The organism is Enterobacter sp. ZOR0014, assembly GCF_000798855.1.
GTDB classification, from domain to species: domain Bacteria; phylum Pseudomonadota; class Gammaproteobacteria; order Enterobacterales; family Enterobacteriaceae; genus Enterobacter; species Enterobacter kobei.
This window is the reverse complement of the sequence record NZ_JTLF01000061.1, coordinates 1-16221: the sequence shown is the minus strand read 5'-3', so window position 1 is coordinate 16221 and position 16221 is coordinate 1. Positions and strand designations below refer to the sequence as shown.

The window sequence follows — 16221 nt, the reverse complement described above, 5'->3', positions numbered from 1 at the left end:
CGAATCAGACGTTAAACAGGAAGTTCATCACATCGCCATCTTTAACAATGTAATCTTTCCCTTCCGCACGCATCTTGCCTGCTTCTTTCGCGCCTTGCTCACCCTTGTAGGTGATGAAGTCCTCAAACGCGATAGTCTGCGCACGAATAAAGCCTTTCTCGAAGTCGGTGTGGATCTTACCGGCCGCCTGAGGCGCAGTTGCACCAACAGGAATCGTCCACGCACGCACTTCTTTCACGCCAGCGGTGAAGTAGGTCTGCAGGTTCAGCAGCTCATAGCCTGCGCGAATTACGCGGTTCAGGCCCGGCTCTTCCAGACCCAGCTCGGCCATGAACTCTTCACGGTCAGCGTCGTCCAGCTCGGCGATGTCAGATTCAACGGCAGCGCATACCGCCACAACGACAGAACCTTCCGCCGCGGCGATCTCACGCACTTTGTCCAGGTAAGGGTTGTTCTCAAAACCGTCTTCGTTAACGTTGGCGATATACATGGTTGGCTTCAGGGTCAGGAAGCTCAGGTATTTGATCGCCGCCTTGTCTTCTTCCGTCAGGTTTTTCAGCGCGCGCAACATGCCCGCGTTTTCCAGCTGTGGCAGACATTTTTCCAGCGCAGCCAGTTCCGCTTTCGCGTCTTTATCGCCGCCTTTGGCTTTCTTCTGCACGCGGTGAATCGCGCGTTCGCAGGTGTCGAGGTCAGAGAGCGCCAGCTCGGTGTTGATGACGTCGATGTCGTCAGCCGGATCCACTTTGTTGTTGACGTGGATGATGTTGTCGTTCTCGAAGCAGCGCACAACGTGGCCGATCGCTTCGGTTTCACGAATGTTGGTCAGGAACTGGTTACCCAGACCTTCACCTTTGGAGGCGCCTTTTACCAGGCCCGCGATGTCAACGAACTCCATGGTGGTCGGCAGAATGCGCTGTGGCTTCACGATCTCCGCGAGCTGGTCCAGACGCGGGTCGGGCATTGGCACAACCCCGGTGTTCGGTTCGATGGTACAGAACGGGAAGTTCGCCGCTTCGATACCCGCTTTGGTAAGCGCGTTAAACAGGGTGGATTTGCCCACGTTTGGCAGACCGACGATACCGCATTTGAATCCCATTTCTAAATCACCTTAATATCTTGATAATCAATCCGTTAACGATAACCGATTGATGAAAAGTAAATTACTCTGCCTATTATACACGTAACCCGCATCACGCGCGGTAAAAAAGCCGTATCGGGCGGATTATTGCGCTTTGAAAGCGTGCAGGCGGTTTGTCGCTTTGGTTAAGCCATCCTTCAGCCAGATTTCAGTGCAGCGCACCGCTTCGTCTACCGCCTCGTCAATCAGTTTCTGCTCAGAAACCGGGGGCTTACCTAACACAAAACCAACAACTTTGTTTTTATCGCCCGGATGGCCGATTCCTACGCGCAAACGGTGGAAATTCGGGTTATTGCCCAGCTTACTGATAATATCTTTCAGACCGTTATGGCCCCCGTGCCCGCCGCCCAGTTTGAATTTTGCCACGCCGGGTGGGAGGTCCAGTTCATCGTGAGCCACCAGAATTTCATCCGGATTGATGCGATAAAACGTTGCCATTGCCGCCACGGCTTTACCGCTCAGGTTCATAAAGGTGGTGGGTACCAGCAGGCGCACATCTGCGCCAGCAAGGTTGATACGTGAGGTATAGCCGAAGAATTTAGGTTCTTCGCGCAGGGGAGCACGCAACCGCTCGGCCAGCAGATCAACATACCATGCCCCGGCATTGTGGCGAGTGGCCGCATATTCTGCGCCCGGGTTGGCGAGGCCGACAATCAGTTTAATCGTCACGATTCAATTCCTAATGGGTTCCAGATCTGGCGCGTAGTTTACTGTCTGGCGCGCCGCTTGACAAAATTCTGCAATCGTCACGGCGAAAGTCGAATAATTACTCATCTGAACAATTAGAATTTCAAGCTGTTCAACGCCTTATTTGTAAACTTTTGTTTGGGAGTTATCCGTAAATGTGATCATTCACGCAACTCATAAAAGAGGCGCTGTCTATACTTTACACACAAGGATTAGGGGCTTTTCCCCTGACAACCCAAAGTTCCGGAGGTGACACATGAAACGCAAAAACGCTTCGTTACTCGGTAACGTGCTGATGGGGTTGGGGCTGTTTGTGATGGTTGTCGGCGTGGGTTATTCAATTTTAAACCAATTGCCGCAGCTTGATCTCCCGCAATACTTCGCGCATGGCGCGGTACTGAGCATTTTCCTCGGTGCAGTATTGTGGCTTGCCGGGGCGCGCGTGAGCGGACATGAGGAAGTCTGCGATAAATACTGGTGGGTGCGCCATTATGATAAACGTTGTCGTAGGGATCAGCACAAGCACAGCTAGTACCTGATAAAGAACACCGAACGACTCCCGAGGGAGTCGTTTTTTTTTGCATGTAGTATTGACCCTCACGTAACGTAAGGCTCCAGAGTGTGTGCACTGGCAAAGTAAAAAGGAGCAATTATGTTGATTCAGGTGGGTGAGCTTGCGAAACGGGCCGGGATCACCGTGCGGACATTGCATCACTATGAGCAAACAGGGTTGTTGCTGCCTTCTGCCAGAAGTGCGGCAGGTTACCGGCTTTACAACCTGGCAGATGTCCAGCGTCTGCACATGATCCAGACGCTGGCAAAAGCGGGGCTGGAACTTGCTGAAATCAGGGATTTTCTGGAACAGGCGTCGCTGTCGTTAACCGAGTTACTCGATGCGCAAATCACGCTGTTGGATAAACAGCTTTGCAGCATACATACGCTGCGCGACCGGCTGGTGGAACTGCGCACCGGGCTTCGCGACGATGCGACGCCGGATCTGGAATCCTGGCTACAGACGCTGGAGTTAATGAATATGTACGATCGCTGGTTTAGCAAAGAAGAGTTACAGCAGCTGCCGTTTGCGGTGCAGAAGGAGGCACTGACGGCTATCTGGTCAGGGCTGGTTACAGAGGCCAACATACTTCTGGAGCAACATATCCCCGTTACGGATGCGCGAGCCATGGAGCTGGCGACGCGCTGGATGGAACGCCTGGAGCAGGACACGGCGGGCAAGCCGGAGTTTCTTACCCGGCTGAACGAAATGCACAGCGTTGAGCCGCAAATGCAGGCGCAGACTGGCATCACGCCGGAGATGACGGATTACATTACCCGGGCGTTTGCTGAATCTAAGCTCAACATATGGGAGAAGTATCTCACCGCTGAAGAGATGGCCTTTACCAGGGCACACTATTTTGACCGCATGATGGAGTGGCCGCCGCTGGTGGCGAAACTGCATCAGGCGCAGCGGAAAAGTATCGATCCTGCCTGTGAGGAGGCGCAAAAGCTGGCTGAAAACTGGCTGGCGTTATTCCAGTCGTATGCGGGAACAAACCCGGAAACCCAGCAAAAGTTTCGCGCGGCCATGCAGCAGGAGCCGCAGCTGATGAAAGGAACATGGATGTCGCCTGCCGTGCTGGCATGGCTCCAGCAGGCCATCGGGGTGATGATGCAGAGACGTTTCTCTGCATCAGGTGACTCACAGATCCGCTAACGCAGCTTCCCGGTTAGGGTAAAAGGAGAGTCGGCCAGGGATCGGCTGGACGCCCGCGCGCGCCATGGTACGCAGCGGCTGGAATTCCAGGTTACTCACCCGCAGCTCGCAGCCTTCCGGCAGACGTGCAACAAAGCGCTGGAAGGCATCGAGGCCGCCGGCATCCAGCACCGGTACGGCATCCCATTTCAGTACCACGACTCGTTTCCCCGCGATGCGGGACTCCAGATCGCTGAACAGACCTTCCGCAGCCGCGAAGAACAGCGGGCCAATCACCCGCAGCACCAGCACATCGTCAGGTACCTCCACGTTAACCGGGGAAAGGCGCGTCATCTGCGCGATGCGGCGCATAAACAGCAGGGACGCCAGCACGATCCCGACGCTGATAGCGATAACCATATCGAACAGCACGGTCAGCGACATGCAGATCAACATTACGATGATGTCGTCTTTTGGTGCACGACGCAGCAGGTTGACCACCTTATGCGCCTCACTCATGTTCCAGGCCACCATCAGCAGCAGCGCGGCCATAGCGGAAAGCGGCAGCCAGGAGAGCAGCGGGGCAAGGATCAGCAGAGCGAGGATCACCAGCACGGAGTGGATAACCGCCGAAACGGGGGAGGTTGCTCCCGCGCGCACGTTCGCCGCTGAACGGGCGATGGCTGCCGTTGCGGTAATACCGCCAAAGAACGGGGCGATGAGATTGCCTAACCCCTGACCGACCAGTTCGCTGTTGGCTTTATGTTTGGTGCCGGTCATGCCGTCGAGCACGACGGCGCAGAGCAGCGATTCAATGGCCCCCAGCATTGCCATCGAGAATGCGGCGGGAAGCAAGGCGCGCAGGGAATCCCAGCTTAAGGTAAAGCTGGAGCCAGGCATGTCCCACGGCAGTACCAGTTGCGGTAACAGTTGCGGAATGCCGCTACCCTGAGAACCGTCCGCCAGCACATAGTGGAACTGCGAGCCGATCGTCGCGACATGACCACCGAACATATTGACGATAGCCATTACTGCGCAACCCAGCAGCAGCGCGGGAAGGTGACCCGGCAGACGAATCCCTAAACGAGGCCAGACGATCAGCGTACCCAGCGTCACAATCCCGATGGCAGCGTCGCCCAGGTTGGCCGTAGGCAGTGCCATAAACAGCGCGCCTACTTTTTGCAGATAATGTTCCGGTACGTGAGGCATCTGCAGACCGAGAAAATCTTTGATCTGCATGGTTCCGATGGTGATCCCGATCCCTGAGGTGAACCCGAGCGTGACGGAAAGGGGAATGTACTCAATCAGGCGGCCAAAGCGGGCCAGGCCAAAGAGAATCAAAAACAGGCCTGACATCAGGGTGGCAACCAGCAGGCCTGCAAGACCAAACTGTTGCGAAACCGGGTAGAGGATCACCACAAAAGCGGCGGTCGGGCCGGAGACGCTGAAGCGTGAACCACCGGTCAGGGCGATGACAATCCCGGCAACGGCCGAGGTGTAGAGGCCGTACTGTGGTGCAACGCCGCTACCAATCGCCAGCGCCATCGCCAGCGGTATGGCGATAATGCCGACGGTGATCCCGGCAATCAGGTCACGGACAAAACGTGACGAGGTGTACTTCTCTTTCCAGCAAGCGTCGATGAGGGCGCGAAAGGGCAGAAAATGTGAGGAGGCTACGTTTTTCACAATTATCTATCATCCGAGTGCGCATCATCTGTCATATGAATGGCAGGTGAAGGAGGCATTAATCATACAAATAAAACCTAAAGACAAAAAAACCCGCCGCAGCGGGTTTTTCGGCCGTGTTCGATTAGTGTTCGAACATTGCAGAGATGGATTCTTCGTTGCTGATACGACGAATCGCTTCGGCCAGCATCCCGGACAGGGTCAAGGTACGCACGTTTGGCAGTGCCTTGATCTCGTCGCTCAGTGGAATGGTATCGCATACCACAACTTCGTCAATGACGGAGTTACGCAGGTTGTTTACCGCATTACCGGAGAAGATCGGGTGAGTTGCGTAAGCAAATACGCGTTTCGCACCACGTTCTTTCAGCGCTTCAGCGGCTTTACACAGCGTGCCACCGGTATCGATCATATCGTCAACCAGCACGCAGTCGCGGCCGGCAACGTCACCGATGATGTGCATCACCTGAGAAACGTTAGCGCGTGGACGACGTTTGTCGATGATCGCCATGTCGGTATCGTTCAGCAGCTTAGCGATAGCACGGGCACGTACCACGCCGCCGATGTCCGGAGAAACCACGATCGGGTTGTCCAGGTTCAGCTGCAGCATGTCTTCCAGCAGGATTGGGCTGCCGAATACGTTATCAACCGGGACGTCGAAGAAGCCCTGGATCTGCTCTGCGTGCAGGTCAACGGTCAGTACGCGGTCAACGCCGACGCTGGAGAGGAAATCAGCAACGACTTTAGCGGTAATTGGCACACGCGCGGAACGGACGCGACGGTCCTGACGGGCATAGCCGAAGTAAGGGATTACAGCAGTGATACGGCCTGCGGAAGCGCGACGCAGCGCGTCGACCATAACAACCAGTTCCATCAGGTTGTCATTCGTTGGAGCACAGGTGGACTGGATGATGAAAATATCACCACCGCGTACATTTTCGTTAATTTGTACGCTGACTTCGCCGTCGCTAAAGCGACCTACAGCGGCGTCGCCGAGGGAAGTGTACAGGCGGTTGGCAATACGTTGTGCTAGTTCCGGGGTGGCGTTACCAGCAAAAAGCTTCATATCAGGCACGAGAAGAACCTCAGGCATGCGTCCAGTGGTGGATAGCGTTCGCCGCAAACTGTGCGGGCCAGGCGAAGGCTATCCAGGCGGTGTATTAAAGAGCGCGATGCAACGTCTGGAACAGGGTGACGTTGTCACCGAAACTCAGTCTGCGCCAGAATGGCCTGCTGTAGAGGGGAGATGTTCATCCCACGCGCTACAAAACCATGCAGCCAATCCGGCGCTTGCTCAAGCACCTGACGAGCGGTGGATTCGGTGTCAAATTCAGCAAAGACACAGGCCCCTGTACCAGTCAGGCGCGACGGCGCGTATTCTAACAGCCAGGAAAGCACCGCATCAACCTCGCGAAAACGTTTTCTTGCGATATCCTCGCAATCGTTGCTGAATTCACAATTTAATAACGTTTCTATTGACCGTACCGGGGTATTTCTTTTCAGGTCAGGATCGTTAAAGATGCGCGGCGTTGGGATGCTGACGCCGGGGTGGGCAACCAGGTACCATTTCTCTGGCGGTTCGGCCGGAGACAAAATCTCGCCTACGCCTTCGGCAAAGGCCGCATGACCACGAACAAATACCGGCACATCCGCGCCCAGCGTTAAGCCTAAGGTCGCCAGTTCGTCCGTCGAGAGCCCGCAGCCCCAGAGATGGTTCAGTGCAACCAGAATCGTCGCCGCGTTGGAAGACCCCCCCCCAAGACCGCCGCCCATCGGCAGGCGCTTCTCTATACTGATGTCCGCACCGCTTCCCGCGGGCAGCAGCCCCGACTCCGCCGCCGCTTTCATCAGCAGGCGCGCGGCACGCACGATCAGGTTGTCTTCATGCGCCACGCCTTCGACCGGTGTCAGGAGGCAAATCTGCCCGTCCTGACGCGGCTCAATGGCGATCGTGTCGCCATAGTCAATAAACTGAAACAGCGTTTGCAGGGTATGGTAGCCGTCAGCACGCTGACCGGTGATATATAAAAACAGGTTCAGTTTTGCCGGAGAAGGCCAGTGGGTCATCATTTAACGATCCAGTTATCCATTTTGAGCTTGATGCGCTGGCTGCCCTGTGTCAGCTCCATATTCGATGGCAGCGATGGTTTACTCTTGCTGTCATAGTCGTTGTATACCACTTTCCAGGTTTTGCCATTCTGGGTGTAGTTGACCTGGCTCAGACGGTATTGATCGTCCAGGGTGTAGTCGGTGGCGTCACCCGGCAGGCCGAGGATCCACTGGCGCAGGCTGTTCAGCGGGATCGGCATCCCGGTCAGCTTGCCAATCATCTCTTCGGCATCGGTCGCGGTGTAGTGCTGGCCTTTATTGTCGGTGATCTGCGCTTCGCCCGGTTTAGCGATAAGCTCCAGTTCGGTGCTGCCGAGCGGGTTCAGCAGCAGCAGGCGATAGTTGTCCTGCCCGGTTTGCTGCCAGAAGAAACGCGCATACACTTTTTGTTCATCAGAGAGATAGGCGAAGGCGCCGCGGGTCTGATACTGGCTCAAATTGCGGACGTCCTGCTGGTGCTGACGCCACTGCGGTGAATCAGGGCTTTTGCCCGGGCCTTTTGGTTGGGTGACAGTACATGCGGTCAGAACCAGTGCCGCCAGAGGCAGCAGGCGAATCAGTCGGGTCATAATGAGGACAAATCCTTGAGATACGTTGCAGTTATAACTGTTAATGCTAGCGTCCCGCAGTCCCACCGTCTACGTTCAAATTATCTCAAAGCAATGCGTAAGCTATTACTCCGAAAGGAGGCGGTCTCTTTTATTGATCTCGCGCATCCTGTATGATGCGTCCTGCTAACCTTATTAACGCTGGTACTACTCCCGCTCAACATGACCCTATTAGCACTCGGTATTAACCACAAAACGGCCCCGGTTTCGCTGCGAGAACGCGTTACGTTTTCGCCGGATACGCTTGACCTGGCGCTGGACAGCCTGCTTGCCCAACCGATGGTGCAAGGGGGCGTGGTGCTCTCGACGTGCAACCGTACCGAGCTGTATTTAAGCGTGGAAGAGCAGGATAACCTGCATGAAGCGCTGATCCGCTGGTTATGTGACTACCACAATCTCAACGAAGACGAGCTGCGTAACAGCCTGTACTGGCATCAGGACAATGATGCGGTCAGCCATCTGATGCGCGTCGCCAGCGGTCTGGATTCACTGGTGCTGGGCGAGCCGCAGATTCTCGGTCAGGTGAAAAAAGCCTTTGCGGATTCGCAAAAAGGGCATTTGAAGTCCAGTGAACTGGAGCGTATGTTCCAGAAGTCGTTCTCCGTGGCGAAGCGTGTGCGAACCGAAACCGACATTGGTGCCAGTGCGGTTTCTGTTGCTTTCGCAGCCTGCACCCTTGCACGTCAAATCTTTGAGTCCCTTTCCACCGTCACCGTGATGCTGGTGGGCGCGGGCGAAACCATCGAACTTGTGGCGCGCCATCTGCGCGAGCATAAAGTGAAAAAGATGATTATCGCGAACCGCACCCGCGAACGTGCGCAGGTTCTGGCGGATGAGGTGGGCGCAGAAGTGGTTGCGCTGAGCGACATCGATGAACGTCTGAAAGAGGCGGACATTATTATCAGTTCTACCGCCAGCCCCCTGCCAATCATCGGTAAAGGGATGGTGGAGCGCGCGCTGAAGTCGCGTCGAAATCAGCCGATGCTGCTGGTGGATATCGCCGTCCCGCGTGATGTTGAACCGGAAGTCGGTAAACTGGCGAACGCCTATCTTTACAGCGTTGACGACCTGCAAAGCATCATTTCGCACAACCTCGCTCAGCGTAAATCGGCGGCGGTACAGGCGGAAACTATTGTTGAGCAGGAAACCAGCGAGTTTATGGCCTGGCTGCGCGCGCAAAGCGTCAGCGAGACCATCCGCGAGTATCGCGGGCAGGCGGAGCAGGTGCGTGATGACCTGACTGCCAAAGCGTTAGCGGCCCTTGAACAGGGCGGCGACGCACAGGCCATTATGCAGGATCTGGCGTGGAAACTGACCAACCGCCTGATCCATGCACCAACCAAATCTCTTCAACAGGCTGCCCGTGACGGGGATGATGAACGCCTGACTATTCTGCGCAACAGCCTCGGGCTGGAATAGCGCCCTATACCCATTTTCTAAGACAAGGTGCACTTACGCCTATGAAGCCTTCTATCGTCGCTAAACTGGAAGCTCTGCACGAGCGCCATGAAGAAGTCCAGGCGCTGCTCGGGGATGCCGGGACCATTGCGGACCAGGAACGTTTTCGCGCACTCTCGCGTGAGTACGCGCAGTTAAGTGATGTTTCTAAATGCTTTACCGACTGGCGACAGGTTCAGGAAGACATCGAAACCGCGCAGATGATGCTCGACGATCCTGAAATGCGCGAGATGGCGCAGGAAGAGTTACAGGATGCGAAAGCGCGTTCTGAAGAGATGGAGCAACAGCTTCAGGTGCTGCTGCTGCCAAAAGATCCGGACGACGAGCGTAACGCGTTTGTGGAAGTCCGCGCCGGTACCGGCGGTGATGAAGCGGCGCTGTTTGCCGGGGATCTGTTCCGCATGTACAGCCGCTACGCTGAATCGCGTCGCTGGCGCGTGGAAATCATGAGCGCTAACGACGGCGAGCATGGTGGCTATAAAGAGGTTATCGCCAAGATCAGCGGCGACGGCGTGTATGGTCGTCTGAAGTTTGAATCTGGCGGTCATCGCGTGCAGCGCGTGCCTGCTACGGAATCTCAGGGGCGTATTCATACCTCTGCCTGTACAGTGGCGGTGATGCCAGAGCTGCCGGAAGCGGAATTGCCGGACATCAACCCGGCGGACCTGCGCATCGACACCTTCCGCTCCTCTGGTGCGGGCGGCCAGCACGTTAACACCACCGATTCCGCTATCCGTATTACTCACCTGCCAACCGGTATTGTGGTGGAGTGTCAGGACGAGCGTTCGCAGCATAAAAACAAAGCCAAAGCCTTGTCTGTGCTGGGTGCGCGTATCCACGCGGCCGAAATGGCGAAACGCCAGCAGGCGGAAGCATCGACGCGTCGTAACCTGCTCGGCAGCGGCGATCGCAGCGACCGTAACCGTACCTACAACTTCCCGCAGGGCCGCGTGACCGACCACCGCATTAACCTGACGCTTTACCGTCTGGACGAGGTGATGGAAGGGAAGCTGGATATGCTGATTGAGCCTATCGTGCAGGAATACCAGGCCGACCAGCTGGCGGCGCTGTCCGAGCAGGAATAATGGATTTTCAGCGCTGGTTACGTGAGGCCGCCGGTGAGCTTTCCGCAAGCGAAAGCCCAAAACGCGACGCCGAAATTTTGCTGGAGCATGTAACGGGTAAAGCCCGTACGTATCTGCTGGCATTCGGTGAGACGCCCCTGACCGCTGAGCAGCAAGCGCAGCTCGCTACGCTGCTTGCCCGCCGTAAAAACGGTGAGCCGGTGGCGCATCTTGTCGGTGAACGTGAGTTCTGGTCGCTCCCGCTTTATGTCTCAGCGGCAACGCTGATTCCACGCCCGGATACCGAATGTCTGGTGGAGCAGGCGCTGGCGCGTTTGCCGGCTGCGGCCAGCCGCATTCTCGATCTCGGAACAGGAACGGGTGCTATCGCGCTGGCGCTTGCCAGCGAGCGTCCGGATTGCGATGTGACGGCAGTGGATGTGATGCCTGACGCGGTGACCCTGGCGCAGCGTAACGTGGCGCGTCTTGGGCTGACTAACGTGACCGTGCTGCAAAGCAGCTGGTTTAGCGCGCTGGAGACTCGCTCGTTCGAGATGATCGTCAGTAACCCGCCGTATATTGACGAGCACGACCCGCACCTTGCGCAGGGCGATGTTCGTTTCGAGCCATTGACGGCGCTGGTTGCGGCTAACGCAGGGTTAGCCGATCTTGATCACATAGTGACAACGTCACGGCAACATTTACTTCCCGGCGGCTGGCTGCTGGTGGAACATGGCTGGACGCAGGGGGAAGCCGTACGTGCGCTGTTTACGCAAGCGGGTTATACCGCAGTGGAAACCTGCCGCGACTACGGCGGTAATGAACGGTTGACGCTAGGCCAGTGGGCGTGAAACAAGGCTATCTGCCATTTACTGATAAAGGCGTAAGGCTGACTGAAAGGCGGTTTGGCGTTATCATCTACATTGTTTTGAGTTTTATCGCGCCCGGGGGTAGCTGTACGTTCGGGCGTTACTGGGGTAAGTCATGAAGTCCTTAGCCGATTTCGAATTTAATAAAGTGCCGCTTTGCGATGGCATGATCCTGATTTCGGAGATGATACGCGACGATTTTACGTCGCAGTACGTTTACGATGAACTGGAGAATCTGGTCAGCCTGGCGCGTGAAGAGATCAATCAGGCGCGCCCGCAGGACTGGCAATTAGAGAAGCTGCTTGAGCTTTTCTACGGCGAATGGGGTTTCTGCGACACGCGTGGCGTGTATCGCCTGTCTGACGCATTATGGCTGGACCAGGTCTTAAAAAACCGTCAGGGCAGCGCCGTTGCGCTGGGCTCTATTTTGCTGTGGGTCGCGCACCGTCTGGATATTCCACTGGTGCCGGTCATTTTCCCGACGCAGATGATCCTGCGGGCGGAGTGGCTTGACGGCGAGATGTGGCTCATTAATCCGTTTAACGGCGATACGCTGGATGAGCATACGCTGGACGTCTGGCTGAAAGGCAACATCAGCCCGGTCGCCGAGCTCTTTAACGAAGATCTCGACGAGGCCGATAACGCCGAAGTGATCCGCAAGCTGCTGGATACGCTGAAATCAGCGCTGATGGAAGAGCGTCAGATGGAGCTTGCCTTGCGTGCCAGCGAAGTGCTGCTGCAGTTTAATCCGGAAGATCCCTACGAAATTCGCGACCGCGGGCTTATCTATGCCCAGCTCGACTGCGAACACGTTGCGCTGAACGATCTGAGCTATTTCGTTGAGCAGTGCCCGGAAGATCCGATTAGCGAAATGATTCGCGCGCAGATCAACGCGATCTCGCACAAACAAATTACACTGCATTAATCTTAATTCCGATTCACACCTGAATAAGGCGATCCTATGAAACAAAAAGTGGTTAGCATTGGTGATATCAAGGTAGCAAACGACCTGCCGTTCGTGCTGTTTGGCGGTATGAACGTGCTGGAATCCCGCGATCTCGCCATGCGTATCTGCGAGCACTACGTGACCGTGACCCAGAAGCTGGGCATCCCGTACGTGTTTAAGGCCTCTTTTGACAAAGCCAACCGCTCCTCCATTCACTCTTACCGTGGCCCGGGCCTGGAAGAGGGCATGAAGATTTTCCAGGAGCTGAAACAGACGTTTGGCGTGAAAGTGATCACCGATGTGCATGAGTCCTGGCAGGCACAGCCTGTAGCGGACGTGGTAGACGTGATCCAGCTTCCGGCATTCCTGGCCCGTCAGACGGACCTGGTGGAAGCGATGGCGAAAACCGGCGCGGTCATCAACGTGAAAAAACCACAGTTCGTGAGCCCTGGCCAGATGGGGAACATTGTCGACAAGTTTATCGAAGGCGGCAATGACAAGGTTATCCTGTGCGACCGTGGTGCAAACTTCGGTTATGACAACCTGGTCGTGGATATGCTGGGCTTCAGCGTGATGAAGAACGTCTCTAACCAGTCTCCGGTGATCTTCGACGTGACTCACGCCCTGCAGTGCCGTGACCCGTTTGGTGCCGCGTCTGGCGGTCGTCGCGCGCAGGTAACCGAACTGGCGCGCGCCGGTATGGCAACGGGTCTGGCGGGTCTGTTCATTGAAGCGCACCCGGATCCGGCTAACGCGAAATGCGATGGTCCGTCCGCACTGCCGCTGGATAAGCTGGAGCCGTTCCTGAAGCAGATCAAAGCGATTGACGATCTGGTGAAGAACTTCGACGAGCTGGATACCAGCAACTAATAAAAAAACCCGCTTCGGCGGGTTTTTTTATAGGACATATTGTCGGGTGGCGCTGCGCTTACCCGGCCTACAAAACCTGTAGGCACTGCAAGCGAAGCGCCGCTGGGCAAAGAGACTAGGCAAATATCGTCATCAGGTACGCCACAAACAGCGCCATATGTGCCGCGCCGTTCAGCACGTTGGTGCGTCCGGTGGAGAAGGAGATCTGGCACAGCAGCAGCGAGGCCACCATCACAATCATCTCCGGCGCGCCCAGCGCAAACTGCAGTTCGTTCCCCGTCATAAAGGCAATCAGCGTCACCACCGGTACGGTGAGTGATATGGTCGCCAGCACGGAGCCGAAGAACAGGTTCATTGCACGCTGCACCTGATTGTTCAACACCGCTTTCAGCGCCCCCAGTCCTTCAGGGGACAGGATCAGCAGCGCCACCAGGAAACCGGTAAAGGCCACCGGGGCGTTCAGCTCGGTCAACAGCGTCTCCAGCGGGTTGGCATTCATTTTGGTGACCGCAATGACCGCAATCAGATGCACGATCAGCCAAACCGTGTGCCACACACTGCTGTGTGCTGACGGCTTACCGTGGTGCGGGTCGTCGTCGTCGCCGTCATCTTCATGTTCGTATACAAACAGGCTCTGGTGCGTTTTGGTCTGAATCAGCAGGAAAACGCCGTACATGGCTGCGGAAATCAGCGCGACCAGCAGCGCCTGACCGGTGGAGAAGTTTGCACCTGGCAGCGCCATCGGGAAGACCAGCACGATAATTGCCAGCGGGAAGAGGGCAATCAGGTACTGTTTAATACCAAACAGGTTCATGTACTGGGTCGCAAATTTACGTCCGCCCAGTAACAGCGAGAAGCCCACCAGGCCGCCTGTCACAATCATAATGATGGAGTAGAGGGTATCGCGCATCAGCGTCGGGGCAGCATCGCCGGTCGCCATAAGCGCGGAAATCAGGCTGACTTCGAGAATAACAACGGAAAGACTCAGAATTAACGAACCGTACGGCTCGCCCAGACGGTGGGCTAATACGTCCGCATGGCGAACGACGCTAAATGCGCTGGTTAAAATACCGACCAGGGCAAGAATATTGATACCAACCACCACTGGCAGTGACTGACTGCTTCCCCAGAAGAGCAGCACAGCCAGTGCCAGAACCGGGAAAATGAGTGACGTCTCCTTGTGGCGGGTCTTTACCGCCTCGTGTGTTGCTGTCATGTGCTTCTCCATCAATGCAGGTGCTTGTAATTATAGATAGATTTTAAGGAGATTAAATTAACAGAAATCTGTTAAATACCTTCTGTTTTTTACTTAATTTTACCCTTTGTGATGTTTTTCTTCTTTGAAGTCTATAATGCCATATCTCTCATAAATAAATATTAAATAACAACGAATTATAATTTTAATTTACTCATTAATTATTGTTGGGTGGCACCATGGCATATCGTCGTCCACACTTATCTCTTTACCGAAAAGAGAGGTTAGTGATGCCCTACAAAACGAAACGCGAATTACCTGATAACGTGAAAAATGTCCTGCCTGAACACGCGCAGGATATCTACAAGGAAGCGTTTAACAGCGCCTGGGATCAGTACAAAGATAAAGACGATCGCCGGGATGATGCCAGCCGGGAAGAGACGGCGCATAAGGTCGCCTGGGCCGCAGTTAAACATGACTACGAGAAAGGAGACGATGATAAATGGCATAAAAAGAAATAGCCGTGAAATAATTCGCTGCCTTCATTTTGACTTTTCAGGCGGTTGAACTTCCGTTGTATTGCAACTGGTCCGCTAATTGCTTATCGTTATTTCACTGCTGGCAAAATGACCAGAGAAAAAATGCCGGGAAGGCGCATTACAGATGTCGCAAGGAAGCATGCAGTGGCGGAGGTGTAAAGTGTTAACGCGTGATTTCTTAATGAAGGCAGATTGTAAGACGGCATTTGGTGCTATTGAGGAATCGCTTCTCTGGTCAGCTGAACAACGTGCGGCGTCGCTTGCTGCCACGCTTGCCTGCCGCCCGGATGATGGCCCGGTATGGATTTTTGGCTACGGTTCGCTGATGTGGAACCCGGCTCTGGAATTTGTCGAATCGGCAACGGGAACGCTGCCTGGCTGGCACCGCGCATTTTGTCTGCGCCTGACGGCCGGACGCGGCAGTGCGTGTCAGCCTGGTCGCATGCTTGCACTGAAAGAGGGCGGACGCACCACGGGCGTGGCGTATCGCCTCCCGGATGCCACGCTCGAAGAGGAGCTGACGCTGCTCTGGAAGCGCGAAATGATCACCGGCTGCTATATGCCGAGCTGGTGCAAGCTGGAGCTTGACGATGGACGTACCGTCAATGCGCTGGTATTTATTATGGATCCACGCCATCCGCTGTATGAAGCGGATACCCGCACGCAGGTCATCGCTCCGTTAATTGCCGCCGCCAGCGGGCCGCTGGGCACCAACGCGCAGTATCTCTTCTCCCTCGATCAGGAGCTGACCCGCCTCGGTATGAAGGACGATTGTCTGAATGAGCTGGTGGTAAAGGTGAGGGCGCTGCTGGAAGGGAACCCTGTCAACAGCTCGCTGCGACCGGGTTTTGCCTGATAATACGCCCGGCTGGCCGGGCGTTTACTCTTATGCTGCCACGTAGCTGACGGAATGCTCCAGCGACTGACTGTGGCTGTCGATCAGCACATCCCATGTGCCGGTATACGGCACGGTAAGCCACGCTTTATCATCCTGCACGGTCAGAATATCCTCCTGGGATTGCTTTTGCGCTTTTGAACTCATGAGATGTATGCGGCAGCGTTCTGAGCAACGCACCACTACCGTATCCCCGCCGAACAGTTTCAAACTTGTTTTTACCAGTGCCATTTTTTACCCCGTAGTCTTAAACAACGCTCTCCCTGCAGCCATATCCGAGCGTGATGTTGTTCACAATTCACTCGTTGCATAACACCAAAGGGGGAGAGTCGGGATGCTGATTTTGATCAAAAAATGGCATAACGATTAAACAAAAATGACAAAATTCCTCAAAAGTTAGGCTGGCGCGCGTTTTACCCGCGAAACGCGCGCCGGAGGAACATTAAATGCGGAAATGGCCGGCCGTT

17 protein-coding genes and 1 pseudogene are annotated in these 16221 nt (G+C 55.4%); 10 read left to right on the top strand and 8 right to left on the bottom strand.

Annotation, left to right across the window (positions count from 1 at the left end; genetic code table 11):
* Window positions 1-4: 4 nt before the first annotated feature.
* Entirely contained in the window at window positions 5-1099 is a 1095-nt protein-coding gene (ychF, locus tag L977_RS02485; protein ID WP_010432886.1) for a redox-regulated ATPase YchF, read from the bottom strand.
* A gap of 126 nt (window positions 1100-1225) precedes the next feature.
* Window positions 1226-1810 (bottom strand): aminoacyl-tRNA hydrolase, encoded by a 585-nt coding sequence (pth, locus tag L977_RS02480; RefSeq protein WP_014884200.1) that lies wholly within the window; start codon window positions 1808-1810, stop codon window positions 1226-1228.
* 274 nt (window positions 1811-2084) lie between these two features.
* Between pth and ychH the strand changes: the two genes are divergently transcribed.
* Both ychH and L977_RS02470 read left to right on the top strand, forming a co-directional pair.
* A complete protein-coding gene (ychH, locus tag L977_RS02475; RefSeq protein WP_008499505.1) occupies window positions 2085-2360 on the top strand; it encodes a stress-induced protein YchH in 276 nt (91 codons plus the stop codon).
* 120 nt (window positions 2361-2480) lie between these two features.
* Window positions 2481-3539: a MerR family transcriptional regulator gene (locus L977_RS02470; RefSeq protein WP_047624608.1), complete on the top strand. Its 1059-nt coding sequence runs from the start codon at window positions 2481-2483 to the stop codon at window positions 3537-3539.
* Here L977_RS02470 and dauA read toward each other — a convergent pair.
* The 4 genes from dauA to lolB all read right to left on the bottom strand — a co-directional run bounded on the left by dauA (window position 3525) and on the right by lolB (window position 7879).
* Complete coding sequence (gene dauA, locus L977_RS02465) at window positions 3525-5204, bottom strand: C4-dicarboxylic acid transporter DauA (protein WP_047624607.1); 1680 nt, start codon at window positions 5202-5204, stop codon at window positions 3525-3527. The two genes, L977_RS02470 and dauA, sit on opposite strands and share 15 nt — an antisense overlap.
* Before the next feature lie 124 nt (window positions 5205-5328).
* Window positions 5329-6276, bottom strand: a complete 948-nt coding sequence (gene prs, locus L977_RS02460) for a ribose-phosphate diphosphokinase (RefSeq protein WP_003856663.1) — start codon at window positions 6274-6276, stop codon at window positions 5329-5331.
* Between the two features lie 125 nt (window positions 6277-6401).
* Window positions 6402-7271 (bottom strand): 4-(cytidine 5'-diphospho)-2-C-methyl-D-erythritol kinase, encoded by an 870-nt coding sequence (ispE, locus tag L977_RS02455; RefSeq protein ID WP_047624605.1) that lies wholly within the window; start codon window positions 7269-7271, stop codon window positions 6402-6404.
* Window positions 7268-7879 carry a lipoprotein insertase outer membrane protein LolB gene (gene lolB / locus L977_RS02450; protein WP_014884196.1) on the bottom strand — a complete coding sequence of 204 codons (612 nt, stop codon included), beginning with the start codon at window positions 7877-7879 and terminating at the stop codon, window positions 7268-7270. Before lolB ends, ispE begins: the two co-directional genes overlap by 4 nt.
* A gap of 201 nt (window positions 7880-8080) precedes the next feature.
* Between lolB and hemA the strand changes: the two genes are divergently transcribed.
* From hemA to kdsA, 6 genes and pseudogenes are all read left to right on the top strand, one after another.
* Window positions 8081-9337 (top strand): glutamyl-tRNA reductase, encoded by a 1257-nt coding sequence (hemA, locus tag L977_RS02445; RefSeq protein ID WP_047624603.1) that lies wholly within the window; start codon window positions 8081-8083, stop codon window positions 9335-9337.
* A 41-nt stretch (window positions 9338-9378) separates the two neighbouring features.
* The gene (gene prfA / locus L977_RS02440; RefSeq protein ID WP_014884195.1) at window positions 9379-10461 is read left to right on the top strand and encodes a peptide chain release factor 1; all 1083 of its coding nucleotides are present in this window, start codon (window positions 9379-9381) and stop codon (window positions 10459-10461) included.
* A complete protein-coding gene (gene prmC / locus L977_RS02435; RefSeq protein ID WP_014884194.1) occupies window positions 10461-11291 on the top strand; it encodes a peptide chain release factor N(5)-glutamine methyltransferase in 831 nt (276 codons plus the stop codon). The genes prfA and prmC overlap by 1 nt, the downstream gene beginning before the upstream one ends.
* A gap of 8 nt (window positions 11292-11299) precedes the next feature.
* A pseudogene (locus L977_RS24880) lies at window positions 11300-11389 on the top strand (siroheme synthase); the annotation flags it as partial.
* A 35-nt stretch (window positions 11390-11424) separates the two neighbouring features.
* Complete coding sequence (gene sirB1, locus L977_RS02430) at window positions 11425-12234, top strand: invasion regulator SirB1 (protein ID WP_008499515.1); 810 nt, start codon at window positions 11425-11427, stop codon at window positions 12232-12234.
* A gap of 36 nt (window positions 12235-12270) precedes the next feature.
* Window positions 12271-13125, top strand: a complete 855-nt coding sequence (kdsA, locus tag L977_RS02425; RefSeq protein WP_014884193.1) for a 3-deoxy-8-phosphooctulonate synthase — start codon at window positions 12271-12273, stop codon at window positions 13123-13125.
* Window positions 13126-13240: 115 nt separating this feature from the next.
* Here the strand turns inward: kdsA and chaA are convergent, their stop codons facing one another.
* Window positions 13241-14341, bottom strand: a complete 1101-nt coding sequence (chaA, locus tag L977_RS02420) for a sodium-potassium/proton antiporter ChaA (RefSeq protein ID WP_014884192.1) — start codon at window positions 14339-14341, stop codon at window positions 13241-13243.
* 269 nt (window positions 14342-14610) lie between these two features.
* Here chaA and chaB point away from each other — a divergent pair, with 269 nt between their 5' ends.
* Both chaB and L977_RS02410 read left to right on the top strand, forming a co-directional pair.
* Window positions 14611-14841, top strand: a complete 231-nt coding sequence (chaB, locus tag L977_RS02415) for a putative cation transport regulator ChaB (RefSeq protein ID WP_014884191.1) — start codon at window positions 14611-14613, stop codon at window positions 14839-14841.
* Window positions 14842-15019: 178 nt separating this feature from the next.
* Window positions 15020-15715 carry a gamma-glutamylcyclotransferase gene (locus L977_RS02410; protein ID WP_014884190.1) on the top strand — a complete coding sequence of 232 codons (696 nt, stop codon included), beginning with the start codon at window positions 15020-15022 and terminating at the stop codon, window positions 15713-15715.
* Window positions 15716-15745: 30 nt separating this feature from the next.
* Here the strand turns inward: L977_RS02410 and L977_RS02405 are convergent, their stop codons facing one another.
* The gene (locus L977_RS02405) at window positions 15746-15985 is read right to left on the bottom strand and encodes a DUF1883 domain-containing protein (protein ID WP_047624600.1); all 240 of its coding nucleotides are present in this window, start codon (window positions 15983-15985) and stop codon (window positions 15746-15748) included.
* Between the last annotated feature and the right edge of the window lie 236 nt (window positions 15986-16221).

What these genes read in the sequence shown, in the direction of transcription:
- ychF (WP_010432886.1), bottom strand. Translation starts at nt 1,099, where the DNA reads ATGGGATTCAAATGCGGTATCGTCGGTCTGCCAAACGTGGGCAAATCC.
- ychH (WP_008499505.1), top strand. Translation starts at nt 2,085, where the DNA reads ATGAAACGCAAAAACGCTTCGTTACTCGGTAACGTGCTGATGGGGTTG.
- L977_RS02470 (WP_047624608.1), top strand. Translation starts at nt 2,481, where the DNA reads ATGTTGATTCAGGTGGGTGAGCTTGCGAAACGGGCCGGGATCACCGTG.
- ispE (WP_047624605.1), bottom strand. Translation starts at nt 7,271, where the DNA reads ATGATGACCCACTGGCCTTCTCCGGCAAAACTGAACCTGTTTTTATAT.
- lolB (WP_014884196.1), bottom strand. Translation starts at nt 7,879, where the DNA reads ATGACCCGACTGATTCGCCTGCTGCCTCTGGCGGCACTGGTTCTGACC.
- hemA (WP_047624603.1), top strand. Translation starts at nt 8,081, where the DNA reads ATGACCCTATTAGCACTCGGTATTAACCACAAAACGGCCCCGGTTTCG.
- prfA (WP_014884195.1), top strand. Translation starts at nt 9,379, where the DNA reads ATGAAGCCTTCTATCGTCGCTAAACTGGAAGCTCTGCACGAGCGCCAT.
- prmC (WP_014884194.1), top strand. Translation starts at nt 10,461, where the DNA reads ATGGATTTTCAGCGCTGGTTACGTGAGGCCGCCGGTGAGCTTTCCGCA.
- sirB1 (WP_008499515.1), top strand. Translation starts at nt 11,425, where the DNA reads ATGAAGTCCTTAGCCGATTTCGAATTTAATAAAGTGCCGCTTTGCGAT.
- kdsA (WP_014884193.1), top strand. Translation starts at nt 12,271, where the DNA reads ATGAAACAAAAAGTGGTTAGCATTGGTGATATCAAGGTAGCAAACGAC.
- chaA (WP_014884192.1), bottom strand. Translation starts at nt 14,341, where the DNA reads ATGACAGCAACACACGAGGCGGTAAAGACCCGCCACAAGGAGACGTCA.
- chaB (WP_014884191.1), top strand. Translation starts at nt 14,611, where the DNA reads ATGCCCTACAAAACGAAACGCGAATTACCTGATAACGTGAAAAATGTC.
- L977_RS02405 (WP_047624600.1), bottom strand. Translation starts at nt 15,985, where the DNA reads ATGGCACTGGTAAAAACAAGTTTGAAACTGTTCGGCGGGGATACGGTA.